Source organism: Alteromonas sp. 14N.309.X.WAT.G.H12 (genome assembly GCF_036697315.1).
Taxonomy (GTDB): Bacteria; Pseudomonadota; Gammaproteobacteria; order Enterobacterales; family Alteromonadaceae; genus Alteromonas.
In genome coordinates this window covers 18,039-31,199 of record NZ_JBAHZB010000038.1, presented here as the reverse complement: position 1 = coordinate 31,199, position 13,161 = coordinate 18,039, and the positions used below count along the sequence as shown (strand labels likewise).

General features: G+C 46.4%; 13 protein-coding genes. 6 read left to right on the top strand and 7 right to left on the bottom strand.

Translation table 11 applies throughout. The annotated features are described in order from the left end of the window. The 5 genes from V5298_RS11445 to pspA form a co-directional block, all read right to left on the bottom strand. The coding region (locus V5298_RS11445) for a sigma 54-interacting transcriptional regulator (protein WP_332931584.1) at positions 1-1,045 on the bottom strand (1,045 nt) is incomplete at its 3' end. A 102-nt stretch (positions 1,046-1,147) separates the two neighbouring features. Beyond that, a complete protein-coding gene (phhA, locus tag V5298_RS11440; RefSeq protein WP_332931583.1) occupies positions 1,148-1,930 on the bottom strand; it encodes a phenylalanine 4-monooxygenase in 783 nt (260 codons plus the stop codon). A 185-nt stretch (positions 1,931-2,115) separates the two neighbouring features. Then, on the bottom strand, positions 2,116-2,580 hold the full coding sequence (gene pspC, locus V5298_RS11435; protein ID WP_332931582.1) for an envelope stress response membrane protein PspC: 465 nt from the start codon (positions 2,578-2,580) through the stop codon (positions 2,116-2,118). Further along, complete coding sequence (gene pspB, locus V5298_RS11430; protein WP_332931581.1) at positions 2,577-2,816, bottom strand: envelope stress response membrane protein PspB; 240 nt, start codon at positions 2,814-2,816, stop codon at positions 2,577-2,579. Before pspB ends, pspC begins: the two co-directional genes overlap by 4 nt. Positions 2,817-2,901: 85 nt before the next feature. Next, a complete protein-coding gene (gene pspA / locus V5298_RS11425; protein ID WP_332931580.1) occupies positions 2,902-3,573 on the bottom strand; it encodes a phage shock protein PspA in 672 nt (223 codons plus the stop codon). A gap of 214 nt (positions 3,574-3,787) precedes the next feature. On the opposite strand from pspA, the gene pspF reads away from it, so the two are divergent. The 6 genes from pspF to V5298_RS11395 are packed head-to-tail and all read left to right on the top strand — an operon-like array spanning position 3,788 to position 10,223. Next, positions 3,788-4,894 carry a phage shock protein operon transcriptional activator gene (gene pspF, locus V5298_RS11420; RefSeq protein ID WP_332931579.1) on the top strand — a complete coding sequence of 369 codons (1,107 nt, stop codon included), beginning with the start codon at positions 3,788-3,790 and terminating at the stop codon, positions 4,892-4,894. A gap of 3 nt (positions 4,895-4,897) precedes the next feature. After that, positions 4,898-6,517 carry an ABC transporter substrate-binding protein gene (locus V5298_RS11415; protein WP_416351170.1) on the top strand — a complete coding sequence of 540 codons (1,620 nt, stop codon included), beginning with the start codon at positions 4,898-4,900 and terminating at the stop codon, positions 6,515-6,517. Further along, on the top strand, positions 6,514-7,545 hold the full coding sequence (locus V5298_RS11410; RefSeq protein WP_332931578.1) for an ABC transporter permease: 1,032 nt from the start codon (positions 6,514-6,516) through the stop codon (positions 7,543-7,545). The genes V5298_RS11415 and V5298_RS11410 overlap by 4 nt, the downstream gene beginning before the upstream one ends. Then, positions 7,532-8,425, top strand: coding sequence for an ABC transporter permease subunit (locus V5298_RS11405; protein WP_332931577.1), 894 nt, complete (start codon positions 7,532-7,534; stop codon positions 8,423-8,425). The genes V5298_RS11410 and V5298_RS11405 overlap by 14 nt, the downstream gene beginning before the upstream one ends. Continuing rightward, on the top strand, positions 8,425-9,420 hold the full coding sequence (locus V5298_RS11400; protein ID WP_332931576.1) for an oligopeptide/dipeptide ABC transporter ATP-binding protein: 996 nt from the start codon (positions 8,425-8,427) through the stop codon (positions 9,418-9,420). Before V5298_RS11405 ends, V5298_RS11400 begins: the two co-directional genes overlap by 1 nt. After that, complete coding sequence (locus V5298_RS11395) at positions 9,417-10,223, top strand: ATP-binding cassette domain-containing protein (protein ID WP_332931575.1); 807 nt, start codon at positions 9,417-9,419, stop codon at positions 10,221-10,223. Before V5298_RS11400 ends, V5298_RS11395 begins: the two co-directional genes overlap by 4 nt. Here V5298_RS11395 and V5298_RS11390 read toward each other — a convergent pair. Together V5298_RS11390 and oadA are read right to left on the bottom strand one after the other, a co-directional pair. Then, on the bottom strand, positions 10,220-11,350 hold the full coding sequence (locus V5298_RS11390) for a sodium ion-translocating decarboxylase subunit beta (RefSeq protein ID WP_332931574.1): 1,131 nt from the start codon (positions 11,348-11,350) through the stop codon (positions 10,220-10,222). The two genes, V5298_RS11395 and V5298_RS11390, sit on opposite strands and share 4 nt — an antisense overlap. Further along, positions 11,350-13,152: a sodium-extruding oxaloacetate decarboxylase subunit alpha gene (oadA, locus tag V5298_RS11385; protein ID WP_332931573.1), complete on the bottom strand. Its 1,803-nt coding sequence runs from the start codon at positions 13,150-13,152 to the stop codon at positions 11,350-11,352. The genes V5298_RS11390 and oadA overlap by 1 nt, the downstream gene beginning before the upstream one ends. Positions 13,153-13,161: the final 9 nt, after the last annotated feature.

The following is a 13,161-nucleotide window of genomic DNA, read 5'->3' as shown; positions in this document are numbered from 1 at the left end:
GATCACGACAGGTGGTGCAAACAAAGCGCACATCCACAGCCACCGGTTTATCATCGCCAACACGCCGAAATTCTTTGTGTTCCAAAACCCGCAATAATTTGGCTTGTAACTCGGCAGACATATCGGCGATTTCATCCAGTAAAATGGTGCCGCCCCGGGCTAATTCCAGCAATCCGGGCTTTCCTTCCGGTTGATTAAACGCACCGGCACCATACCCAAACAATTCGGTCTCCGCCACGCTGTCTGGCAAGGAAGCGCAATTGAGCACAAGAAATTCCTGTTTGCTGCGACGACTTGCCTGATGACAGGCCCGTGCGAGCATTTCTTTTCCTGTACCGGTTTCACCGAAAATGAGGATCGGCGCATCCAGATCGGCAATTTGCTTTGCTTCTTTAATGACTTTTTCCATGGGCGCAGAACGCACCACAAAATGATCGAAGCTGTCCAATTCTGCCTGATGAAACGCGCTAAACTGCTGACCTAAGCGAATCTCAGACTTTAAGATAACCACCGCGCCTGCAAAAATAGCGGTATTTTCGCCATCCGGTACTTCAATGGGTAAGATATCTGCCAGATAATTCTGTTCAATGAAACTCACTTTACAGGATGTGGCGTGGCTATTTGCATTCCCCATCCATTTATTAAAGTTAAAGCCTTTTACTAATTCGCATAACTCCATCCCCTCGATGGCATCAAACGCCAATTCAAGGCCACTTAACACGGCTTCATTGCACATCAGTACGCGACAATGGTTATCGATGGAAAACACCGGATCCGGTAAGGTTCTTAAAATAGCGGCGAGTTGGTTTCTTTCCCGTTCCCCGGGCATAAAGGGCGTGGTTTTAACATCTTCAATGCCATTGATGCGACGGATCTTCGGCATCAGGTGCTGAAAATCATCAAACTCGATATTGGGGAAATTAAGAAATATTTTTCCCACTTCATCAATTTCAATACCGCGAAGATCAATCTCGTGGGCCACAAGAATATCTAACACATCCTGGGCAATACCTAGCCGATCCTGACAACTGATTTCTAAACGCATAAGTAGTCTTTTTAGTCATTTCGCTTGTAAATATATATTTACAGCATATCACAAAGGGCTAACAATAGAATATGACTGAGCCACTGAACCGGCGCATTTATCTCATGACGCAAAGAGGGGGGAATGCAGGCCACACTGCTTTGCATTAGTTACCCACGCCATAATATCGGATTCCGCCAATCGATATAATTCATTGAGATCGGACAACACATAATAAAGTGGCTGCATAATATCTATACGGTAGGGTGTTCTCAGCACATCAAGGGGGTTCATGGGGATACGCACCGGCGTTTCACTTTCTAAGGCGTATAAGGTTTCTTTTGGTGAGGACAAGATCCCTCCCCCATAAATGCGCAGCCCTTTATGGGTATTTAACAAGCCGAATTCCACAGTAAACCAGTACAAACGGGCCAAGAAGCGCCGATCCGTTTTATTGGCGGCTAGCCCTAACTTGCCATAGGTATGGGTGAAATGGGCAAAGGCAGGGTTTGTCAGCAGTGGACAATGACCAAACACCTCGTGGAAGATATCTGGCTCTTGCAAGTAATCAAGATCCTTAGGTGAACGGATAAAGGTTGCTACCGGAAATTGTTTGTTCGCCAACAAACCAAAGAAGGCCGAAAAATCAATGAGTGCCGGCACCGGAGCCGTTTGCCATCCGGTAGTAGCCAAAAGTACACGATCTAACTGGGCTAGTTGGGGAATACCCGCCATAGGTAAATCCAACAGCGCCAACCCATCAAGATATTGATCGCACGCCCGCCCATGTAACAATTCCGTTTGCCGTTTGTACAGCGTTGCCCATGTGGCATTCTCTTGGTCACTCCAAGAAATAAAGCCGTGCTCATCGGGCGTTTTAGAATGATAAGCCCATGGACTTTGCATACCACACTCCTGACTAAATTTATCGGCTTTAGTCTAAGGGAAATACTGGGCGATGGAAGGTTCGCCAAGGGGATCCTTGCATCCTAGTATGTAACAATATTTTTACAACACAGTGTAACCAACTGATAAAAAGGCAAAAAAAACCAGTATTAGGAAATACTGGCTAGATGGTTTTGACGTTGAAGCTACAGACGGCTAATTTCGCGGTTCAACTGAAATTCTTTGGAGGTAACGTATTTTTCCACTTTTCGTAAGCGTAACTCCGCGTCTTTAAATCGCTCGGCAATATCATAAAAAGCTTGCTTTGGCGGTTCACCGGCTTCCCAAACCCGGGTTTTTACCGATACCTTTTGGCTGGCATCGTAATGACCCTGCTGGCTATTATTTCGCCATCCTTTACCGGTATGTCTTTTCATAAAACCGGCCTGTGTCCTCTCAAAAGGCTGTTCAGTGCCACCTGCGGGTTTAGGCTCAAGGATAAACCAACATGCGATATAGGCGATAAACATGAAAGGGCCGGCCAGTAAAAAGAACGCCGTAACCACAAGAATACGCACCAACCAACGTTCTAAACCAAAATAATCGGCAACACCACCACAAACCCCAGCTATCCGTGCATTTTCTGTGTCTCGGTATAATCCGCGTTTCATGCCCTATCCCTCCATTGAGGTGATTCGCTGTCTAAGATAGATTCTAAGGTTTTAATACGATCCGTCATTTTCTCTGCTTTCTCAGCCAATTCTTTTAACGAGGCGTATTCCTCGGCACTCAATCCCTGATTCACCTGCTTTTTGCTTCGATAATGCAAAATTAACCAAATCGGTGCTACAAAGATGAGAAAAATAAGCAGTGGTGCCAAAATCAGTGCTATTACTCCCTCGTCCATTACCCTTACCTCCAATATTCAGTGAGTTTCTTCACCAGGCTTTTGTGTAAACCCGTGATACATGGTTAAACGCCTAGTGGCACTGTTAATCCGTGCGATGACTTTCTTTCATTTTTGCTTTTAACGCGGCTAATTCTTCGTCGATTTTCTCATCCGCTTCAAGTTCGGCGAATTCATCATTTAAGGTTTTCTTACCTAGATCGTAGGCCTCTACCTGAGATTCCAAATCGTCAATTTTACGTTCGTATTGCTCAAAACGCCCCATGGCCGCATCGACTTTACTACTATCTAGGGTGCGTTTCACTTCTAAACGAGAGCTGGCGGTTTTCTGACGCATCAAAATCGTTTTCTGACGACTTTTCGCATCCGCTAACTTGTCCTGCAACTGACCAACTTCATCCTGCAATTTCGAAATCTGCTCTTCCACTACCGCCAGTTCCTGCCCCAAACTACTGGCTGCTTCTGCCGCCTTTTTCCGTTCTTGCAGGGCCGCCCGAGCTAGATCTTCCCGCTCTTTACTGAGCGCCAGTTCCGCTTTCGCTTCCCAATCCTTGGCCTCGTTCTCGTATTTACTGATTTGCGCCACTATTTCTTTTTTATTCGCGATGGTCTTGGCTGACGCAGAGCGTACCTCTACCAACGTATCTTCCATTTCCTGAATGATCAGCCTGACCATTTTTTCAGGGTCTTCTGCTTTATCCAGTAATGCATTAATATTCGAATTCACAATATCGGTGAAACGCGAAAAGATTCCCATAATCATTACCTCAAAAATCGTGTTAATAAATATGCAATAACCCGTGGATGATTACTACTCTGCTTCAGATATATACAATATTCTTGCCAGTTAGCCACGTTTTGTAACTGCATGAAATTAAGTGGATTTTATTCATTTTAAATAAACCTCGAATCACATGCCTTTTTCATCTACACTAAATATTGGTCTAAATGGCTAATAATTGAGAGAACCGATGAGTAGATTTCGTCAACAGGATAATTTGTTGGGTCAGGCAAACAGTTTTCTGGAAATGCTTGAGCAAATATCCCAAATTGCGCCCCTAAATAAACCTGTACTCGTTATCGGAGAAAGGGGAACCGGTAAAGAACTCGTGGCGGCCCGCCTGCACTTTTTGTCCCAACGCTGGGATCAAAACTACGTTAAGTTAAATTGTGCGGCCCTGAACGAAAACCTCCTTGAAAGCGAATTATTTGGCTATGAAGCCGGTGCCTTCACTGGCGCGGCCAAACGACGGGAAGGTCGTTTTGAAGTGGCCAATAATGGCACCTTGTTTTTAGATGAACTTGCCAATACCTCAGGCCTCGTGCAAGAAAAGCTCTTACGGGTGATTGAATATGGTGAATTTGAACGGGTTGGCGGCAGTAAAACCATCAAAACCGATGTCAGACTCATCGCGGCAACCAATGAAGATTTACCCACATTAGCAGAACAAGGTGAATTCCGCTCTGACTTGCTAGACCGACTGGCTTTCGATGTTATCACCATACCGCCTTTGCGGGAACGTCCTGAAGATATCATGGTATTGGCAGAACACTTCGCCATTAATATGGCCCGGGAACTGGAAATGGAATTATTTAGCGGCTTTACCGAAAAAGCGCGCCGCACCTTAATGACCTATGACTGGCCTGGGAACATTCGTGAACTGAAAAATGTGGTGGAACGGGCCGTATACCGGTGTAATAACCCCCATATTCCTGTCCATGAAATTATCTTAGACCCCTTTGAATCCCCTTTTCGTCCCAAAGGACGAATAAAAACCCAGGACAGAACAAGCACAAACACCACAAGCGCCGCGCCAGTAGCCAGTAGCGTCTCCCCAGCTAATGACGCCCCTGTCAGTGAGGAAAAAGACCTCTCTCCTCCCGTATTGCAATACCCCATTGATCTGAAAGAACGTACCCAACAATATGAAATTGATATGTTGCGCCAGGCCTTAAAAGACAGTCAGTTCAATCAGAAAAAGACTGCAGAAAAACTCAACCTGACATATCATCAGCTACGAGGTTATTTAAAAAAGTATAACTTACTCGATTCATCAAACGAGTCTGCGGAGGCATAACGGGTGAACAAAGGTTTTCACTGGGTTTTGGGGGTTTGTCTGGTGCTTACCCTGCAAGCATGCAACGATTCTAAGCGTGATGCATTTTACCGCTCCGGTATTATTTATTGCTCTGAAAGCAACCCGGTGAATTTTAACCCGCAAACGGATACCTCAAGCACCACCGCGGACGCCACAGCACATCAGTTATATGACAGGCTGATGGACTTTGATGCAGAAACCGGACAAATTATTCCCAGTATCGCCAGTAGCTGGAAAGTGTCTGATGATGGATTGGTATATACCTTTCAACTGAAAAAAGGCGTCACCTTTCACACCACGGCTTATTTTACGCCCACCCGAACGCTAAATGCCGATGACATCATTTTTAGTATTAACCGCTGGCGAGATCCAACCAACCCCTATCACAACATATCTGGCGGGCGTTATCCCTACTTCGAAAGTTTGGGGCTGGCAAAAAATATTGCCGAAGTTAACCGTATTAACAGTTACCGCATAGAAATTGTCATTAAACAAAAAGACAGTTCGTTTTTGGCTAATTTAGCCAGCGACTTTTCCATTATTTTGTCCGCGGAATATGCCGATTATTTATTAAACCAAGGGACGCCGGAACGAATTGATGACTTTCCCATAGGTACAGGCCCATTTAAATTTCAAAGTTATCGCAAAGACCACTACATCCGTTTTGAGAAACATAACGACTACTGGGGTGATACTTCACTGACCAGTGATCACCTGATTTACGATATTACGCCAAAAAGCTCTATTCGACTGGCAAAACTCATTACCGGTGAATGCGATGCCATTGCGTTTCCAGCACAAACAGAGCTGGAAATTATTCGCAATCGCGAAGAGTTAGCGTTGTCTGAAAAGCCAGGACTGAATGTGGGTTTTTGGGCCTTTAATACGAAAAAGTACCCCTTTAATAACCCTAAAGTACGCAAGGCATTGGCCTTAGCCATTGATAAAAACACCTTGCTAGAAGCAGTTTATTTTGAAAGCGCCACCCGCGCCAAAACCCTGTTACCCAATGCCAGTTGGGCATTTCAAAGCGATGCCGAAGACACTGCCTACAACCCGGTTTTAGCCAGGGAGCTGCTGGATGAAGCGGGGGTAGCCCCTGGTTTTACCATGTCCATTTGGGCCATGCCCGTCGAGCGGGCCTATAACCCCAACGCCACCAAGATGGCAGAACTGATCCAGCGTTACCTTTCTGCGGTGGGTATTCAGGCCAATATTGTTACTTATGATTGGACAACCTTCCGTCGACACCTTCGGGAAGGACGACACGACTCTGTGCTCATTGGCTGGTCAGCAGATAACGGTGATCCAGACAATTTTTACCGCCCCTTATTAAGCTGTAGCGCCATACCCTCTGGCACCAACCGTGCGATGTGGTGTAATAAACGTTACGATCAACTCATCGACGAGGCGCTACAAACCCAAAATACCCAACGACGTAAAGCAATATATGAACAAGTGAATCGTTTAATATATGATGAATTGCCTTTGGTTCCCATCGCCCATGCCTATCGGTATCAGGCATACCGAAAAGATTTAAAAGGCATGGTGATAAACCCATACGGTGGTATTCGTTTTGTTGGAGTGACAAAAGTCCAGTGATTAAAATTCTTATTCGCTACACCATATTGTTTGTCATGACGCTACTTGTGTTGGCGGCACTCTCTTTTTCACTGGCGTATTTATTCCCTGGTGACGTCTTGGTGAATTTATCAGGGATCACGCCGCATAATGATGCCCAGCGCGCAGCACTCATGCGCCAATTTCAGTTGGACGAACCTTATATCTTCCAATTTATCCATTATGTGAGCGAATTGCTACAGGGTAACTGGGGCTACAGTTTTGTCTCTGGGTTACCCTTACGAGAAGAAATCGGCATTGCCATGCCCGCCACCATTGAATTGAGCGCCTACGCATTGTTTATTGCCTTGGTTGTAGGTGTACCATTGGGTTGTTTTGCTGGTCTGCGCAGTTATTCGAAATCCGATTACATTATTAATTCGGCCAGTATGGTAAGTTATTCCTTTCCCGTTTTCTGGCTGGCCTTGGTATTTATTCTTATATTTAGCTTAGAAATGGGTATCGCGCCGCTTTCGGGAAGACTCAGCTTGTTGTTTGACGTTCCAGATAAAACCGGCTTTATTTTGCTGGATATTATTCTTGCCAAAAATATTGATAGCAGCCTAGCCCTTGGCGATGCCCTTAAACATCTGATTTTGCCCACTATCTCAATTGCACTGATATCCACGGCCTCGATGATCAGGCTAACCCGACGTTCGGTCATTGATGTGTTAAACAGTCCTTATATCGCTGCCGCCGAATCCCGTGGATTATCAAAAAGCCAAATATTTTTCAGACATATTTTAAGAAATGCCTTGTTACCCATATTGCCCCTTATGGCCATACAAATAACCACGCTTATGACCAACGCCATGATTGTAGAAACCTTGTTTTCATGGCCGGGCATTGGCAATTGGTTAATTCAGGCAATTTATCAACGTGACTACCCCGCGCTGCGTATAGGCATGCTTGCCGTCGCAACCGTGGTAGTGAGTTTTACCATTCTCATCGATTTGTTTAATCGGTTTATCGATCCTAGTCGGGAAAAATACGAACGTGCCACAGTATAGTCTTTATCAGGAAGAGTCCCAGCCCTCCCCCTGGCAACGGACGTGGGAAGAGTTCAGGGCCAGTCATATTGCCTTTACAGGTTTAATTATATTAACCCTGTTTTTCTTTATTGCCCTGTTTGCCCCCATAGTGGCCCCCTATGATCCACTCCAGCAAAACATTGATGTTTTGCTGGTACCGCCAAGTTGGGAATCAAACGGCACCATCACACATTTGTTCGGCACCGATGCCTTAGGGCGCGATGTATTTTCCAGAATAATGGTTGGATGCAGGGTCACCTTTGGTTCAAGCATTCTGCTTGTGCTTATTGCCATGTTAATTGGTGTCACCGTCGGCACAATTGCCGGCATGACCAGCGGCGTACGCTCTAGCGTCATCAATCATACCCTCGATGCGCTGATGGCCATCCCCACATTGCTTATTGCCATTATCATCGTTGCGGTACTGGGCTCCGGATTGGTAAACAGTATGTGGGCCATCACGCTGGCGCTTATCCCGCAGTTTATTCATCACACCCGAGCCTTTGTGCGAAGTGAAATGAAAAAAGAATACATTCTTGCCTCTCGCTTAGATGGCGCGACTTCAAAACAGCTGTTTTTTCATTCTATTCTCCCGAATATGATTGAAATGTTAGTGGTTCAGGGCTCTCTCGCCCTCTCCATTGCGGTGATTGATATCTCCGCGCTAGGCTTTTTGAACTTAGGGGCGCAACCGCCGTTACCGGAATTAGGGGTGATCCTGGCCGATGGCCTGGATGTGGCCTATATTGCGCCGTGGAATACGGCCCTTCCAGGTTTAACTATCTTTCTGATGGTTTTGGCCATTAATATAGTGGGTGATGGTTTACGCTCTGCATTAAGAAAAAGGTTAAGTCACTAATGCCAATGCTCGATATAAAAAACCTCACACTAGAGGTTGATAATGGCACGGCCCGAGTGAAGGCGCTGGATAAGGTTAATCTTACCGTTAACAGCGGCGAAATTAGAGCCTTGGTGGGCGAATCTGGCTCAGGGAAAAGTCTGATGGTACAAGCCATTTCCGGCTCATTGCCACCTCAATGGAAGGTCACCGCAGACCGAATGAGCTGGAAAGGCAACAACATGCTTTCCATGAGCAGTAAAGAGCGCCGGGAATTAATGCGTCGGGATATTGGGGTAGTGTTTCAAGATCCCATTGGAGCTATGGATCCATCGGCCACTTTAGGTGAGCAATTAGAAGAAGCCATTCCAGCTGAACTGGTAAAGGGGAAGTGGTTCTGGCAGCGACAACAAGACCGCCGCAAAACCGCCATAAGTACGGTACACAAAGTAGGCATTAAATATCACAAACATTATCTCAATGCCTATCCCCATCAAATTCCTGTTGATATCGGCCAGAAATTCATGATTGCCATGGCGCTCATTTCTCAGCCTAAGTTACTCATCGCCGATGATCCTACCCGAGGAATGGAAACCACAACCAAAGCAAAAGTACTGAAATTGCTGACCCGGCTAAATCAAACTAAATCCTTGTCCATTTTGTTCGTTAGTCACGACTTACTTGCCATCGCCAGTATGTCACACACCATGACCGTCCTTTATTGTGGGCAAACTGTTGAATCAGGCAAAATGAAACAAATCCGAAAACGTCCTCTGCATCCCTACACCAAAGCTCTGATAGATAGTGCACCGAGTTTTCGCAACGATTTGCCACCTAAATCCATGCTACCAGCACTTGATGGCACCATCCCCTCGTTACAGCATGTACCCATCGGCTGTCGATTAGGGCCCCGTTGCCCTCGTGCTCAGCGTGCCTGTGTGGTTACCCCTGAAGTACGACGTGTTCACGACCATACATACAGTTGTCATTTCCCCTTGCATATGGAGAAATTATGAGCGAAGTCATGCTTGTCAATGGGCTGACCTTTAAACACAACAAGCAAAACCGATGGCTCAAAAAGCCAGAGGTCTTTTCTCTTGGTCCCATTGAGTTGTCGGTCAATCGCAGCGAAACCATCGCCATTATCGGTGAAAACCGCTCCGGCAAATCACTCCTTGCCAAATTGTTAGTCGGTGCAGTCAAAGCCGATGAAGGAGAGATTTTTCTCAGCAATGTGATGTACAACGCCGCGAAGAAAAAATCGACCAAAAGTTACAATAGTAGTAACGATATCCGCATGATTTTTCAGCACAGTACCGAGGCGATGAATCCCGGTATTCCGGTGGGGAAAATTCTGGATGAACCCTTAGAATTAAATACTCAATTAAATGAAGAAGAACGACGCAGCAGAATTGAAGAAACCCTGGTAAAAGTCGGCTTACTCCGCGATCACTATTACTTTTACCGACATATGTTATCCGATGGCCAGCAACAACGGGTGGCGATTGCCAGAGCTATGATCTTACAACCTAAAATTCTGGTTGCTGATGAGCCTTTTGCAGCATTGGATCCGTCGGTGCGCTCCCAAACCGTGAACCTCGTTTTAACCTTGCAGAAGGAATTAGGTCTGGCCTTTATTTTTATTTCTCACAACTTAGGCATCGTTCGTCACATTGCCGATAAGGTAATTGTGATGGAAAACGGCCAAATTGTTGAATCGGGAAAAACAGAGACCATCTTTCGATGGCCTCAACATAAAATGACGAAAAAGTTAATTGAATCCTATCAATCCTTAGTGCCTCAGCAAACTCTCACCTAACCTACCAATGCCAGTAAAATGCCTGCCGCTACCGCGGAGCCTAATACACCGGCCACATTCGGCCCCATGGCATGCATCAATAAAAAGTTATGTGGATTGCTTTGTAGACCGACCTTATTGACCACCCTGGCCGCCATAGGTACAGCACTTACCCCTGCAGCACCAATCAATGGGTTTATACCACCACCACTCATTCGATTCATAACTTTAGCCATCAAGACACCAGCAGCCGTGCCAATGGCGAAAGCAATGGCGCCCAGCGCCAGTATGCCAAGGGTTTCAACGGTTAAAAACTTATCCGAAGACAGTTTTGATCCCACCGCCAAACCAAGGAAGATGGTCACAATATTAATCAGTTCATTTTGCGCGGTTTTCGATAATCTATCGACCACGCCACACTCTCGCATTAGGTTACCAAAACAAAACATCCCCACTAGCGGAGTTGCTGAAGGTAAAAAGAAAATGGTGAGGATCAGTACCGCCAACGGAAAGATGATTTTCTCCCGCTGAGATACTGGCCGTAACTGAGCCATTTCAATTTTACGCTCTTCAGGCGTAGTCAGCGCCTTCATAATAGGCGGCTGAATAATAGGAACCAATGCCATATAGGAATAGGCAGCCACAGCTATGGCACCAAGTAAATCAGGAGCAAGACGGGAGGCCAAAAATATAGCGGTGGGTCCGTCAGCACCGCCGATAATGGCAATGGCGCTGGCGTCTTTTAAGGTAAAATCAAATCCTGGGATCACATTCAGTGAAATCGCACCAAACAAGGTAGCGAAAATACCAAACTGGGCCGCGGCACCAAGCAATAACATGCGCGGGTTGGCAATAAGGGCGCCAAAATCCGTCATGGCCCCCACGCCCATAAAGATAAGCAACGGGAAAACCCCCGTATGAATACCCACCTCATAGATATAATAAAGCATCCCCCCCGGCTCACTGAAGCCAGCAAGGGGAATATTGGTCAGCAAGGCCCCAAAACCAATGGGTAACAATAGCAAAGGTTCAAATTTTTTAACGATTGCCAAGTAAAGAAGTAACAGCCCCACGGCCATCATTATTAGCTGGCCACCCTGAAAATGGGCGAGGGCTGTACTGTCCCAAAGTATTAATAGTTTTTCCATTAGTTCAGCTCAATTAACGGTTGCCCAGTTGCCACAGCGTCACCCTCTTTGGCGACAACAGAAGCCACCACACCATCAACGGCAGAGCGAATTTCTGTCTCCATTTTCATGGCTTCTAAAATAATCACCACATCACCATTGGCCACCGTATCCCCTTCGGAGACGAGGATACGGAATACATTTCCCGATAACGGCGCATTAATACTCTGGGTTACCCCTGCCCCAGCGGCTGGCTTGGGAGTATTCGCAGTGTTAGCCGGTGTGGAAGCCGGCGTCACACTGGTCAGCGAACCAGACTCTGCCACTTCCACATGATAGACCTTGCCATCAACTCGCACATCGTAGGCTGCACCTTCTGTACTGGGCGTGTGCGCAGCAGGTGATGGCTTTTCAGTGTTTGCCACCTCAGCACCAGAGGTCGGTGCCGGTTCAAAGGCGTCAGCATTGCCTCTGTTTTGTAAAAACTTAAGGCCAATTTGAGGGAACAATGCATAGGTTAATACATCATCCACTTGCTTTTCCGCCAACGTGAAACCTTTGCTTTCAGCCAATTTAACGAGATCTGCCGACAAACTCTCCATTTCTGGCTTAAGGAGATCCGCAGGGCGGCATGTAATAGGTTCGCCGCCATCAAGTACGCGTGCTTGTAATTGCGCATCAACCGGGGCAGCAGTGGCGCCGTATTCCCCTTTCAACACGCCAGCGGTTTCTTTCGAGATACTCTTGTAGCGTTCACCGGTTAATACATTGAGCACCGCTTGGGTACCCACAATCTGAGAGGTAGGCGTTACTAAAGGAATAAAACCAAGATCTTTACGCACCCGTGGAATTTCCTTAAGCACTTCATCAAACTTGTCTTCCGCGCCTTGCTCTTTTAGCTGGCTTTCCATGTTGGTCAACATGCCACCTGGTACTTGGGCTAACAAAATACGTGCATCAACGCCTTTTAAGCTGCCTTCAAATTTTGCATATTTTTTGCGCACATCACGAAAATAAGCCGCTATGGATTCCAAACCTTCTAATGATAATCCTGTATCCCGCTCTGTACCCTCTAGCGCCGATACGATGGTCTCGGTAGCGGTATGGCCGTAGGTCATACTCATAGATGAAATGGCGGTGTCCACCATATCAATACCGGCGTCGATTGCCTTCTGATAGGTGGCGGTACTTAAACCAGTTGTGGCGTGACACTGCATGGCAATGGGCACACCAATAGTGGCTTTTAACCGTGTGATCAAAGTTTCGCATTCATAGGGCTTTAACAAGCCAGCCATATCTTTAATACAGATAGAATGCACACCCATGTCTTCTAACTGTTTTGCCATATCAACCCAGCCATCGATGGTGTGTACTGGACTGATTGTATAGGAAATCGTGCCTTGAGCATGGGCGCCGCAATCGATGGCCGCTTTCACCGCAGTCTGCAAATTGCGAATATCGTTCATGGCATCAAAAATACGAAATACATCCACGCCGTTGTCGTGGGCCCGTTCCACGAATCGCGTAACCACATCGTCTGCATAGTGACGATAACCGAGCAGGTTTTGCCCCCGAAGCAGCATTTGCTGCTTGGTTTTAGGCATGGCTTTTTTCAGTGCCCGAATACGTTCCCAGGGATCTTCCCCAAGATACCGTATACAGGCATCAAACGTTGCCCCTCCCCAGGATTCAACTGACCAAAAACCAGCATCATCTAATTGACTGGCAATGGGCAGCATATCGTCCAGACGCATACGTGTTGCCAATAACGACTGATGTGCATCACGTAAGACTAACTCGGTCAGGGCCAGTGGCTTTGACATGTTGTTTCC

Bases quoted from the DNA above. Each gene is read 5' to 3' on its own strand.
- phhA (WP_332931583.1), bottom strand. From the start codon at position 1,930: ATGCAAAGTCCATGGGCTTATCATTCTAAAACGCCCGATGAGCACGGC.
- pspC (WP_332931582.1), bottom strand. From the start codon at position 2,580: ATGAAACGCGGATTATACCGAGACACAGAAAATGCACGGATAGCTGGG.
- pspB (WP_332931581.1), bottom strand. From the start codon at position 2,816: ATGGACGAGGGAGTAATAGCACTGATTTTGGCACCACTGCTTATTTTT.
- pspA (WP_332931580.1), bottom strand. From the start codon at position 3,573: ATGGGAATCTTTTCGCGTTTCACCGATATTGTGAATTCGAATATTAAT.
- pspF (WP_332931579.1), top strand. From the start codon at position 3,788: ATGAGTAGATTTCGTCAACAGGATAATTTGTTGGGTCAGGCAAACAGT.
- V5298_RS11400 (WP_332931576.1), top strand. From the start codon at position 8,425: ATGCCAATGCTCGATATAAAAAACCTCACACTAGAGGTTGATAATGGC.
- V5298_RS11395 (WP_332931575.1), top strand. From the start codon at position 9,417: ATGAGCGAAGTCATGCTTGTCAATGGGCTGACCTTTAAACACAACAAG.
- V5298_RS11390 (WP_332931574.1), bottom strand. From the start codon at position 11,350: ATGGAAAAACTATTAATACTTTGGGACAGTACAGCCCTCGCCCATTTT.
- oadA (WP_332931573.1), bottom strand. From the start codon at position 13,152: ATGTCAAAGCCACTGGCCCTGACCGAGTTAGTCTTACGTGATGCACAT.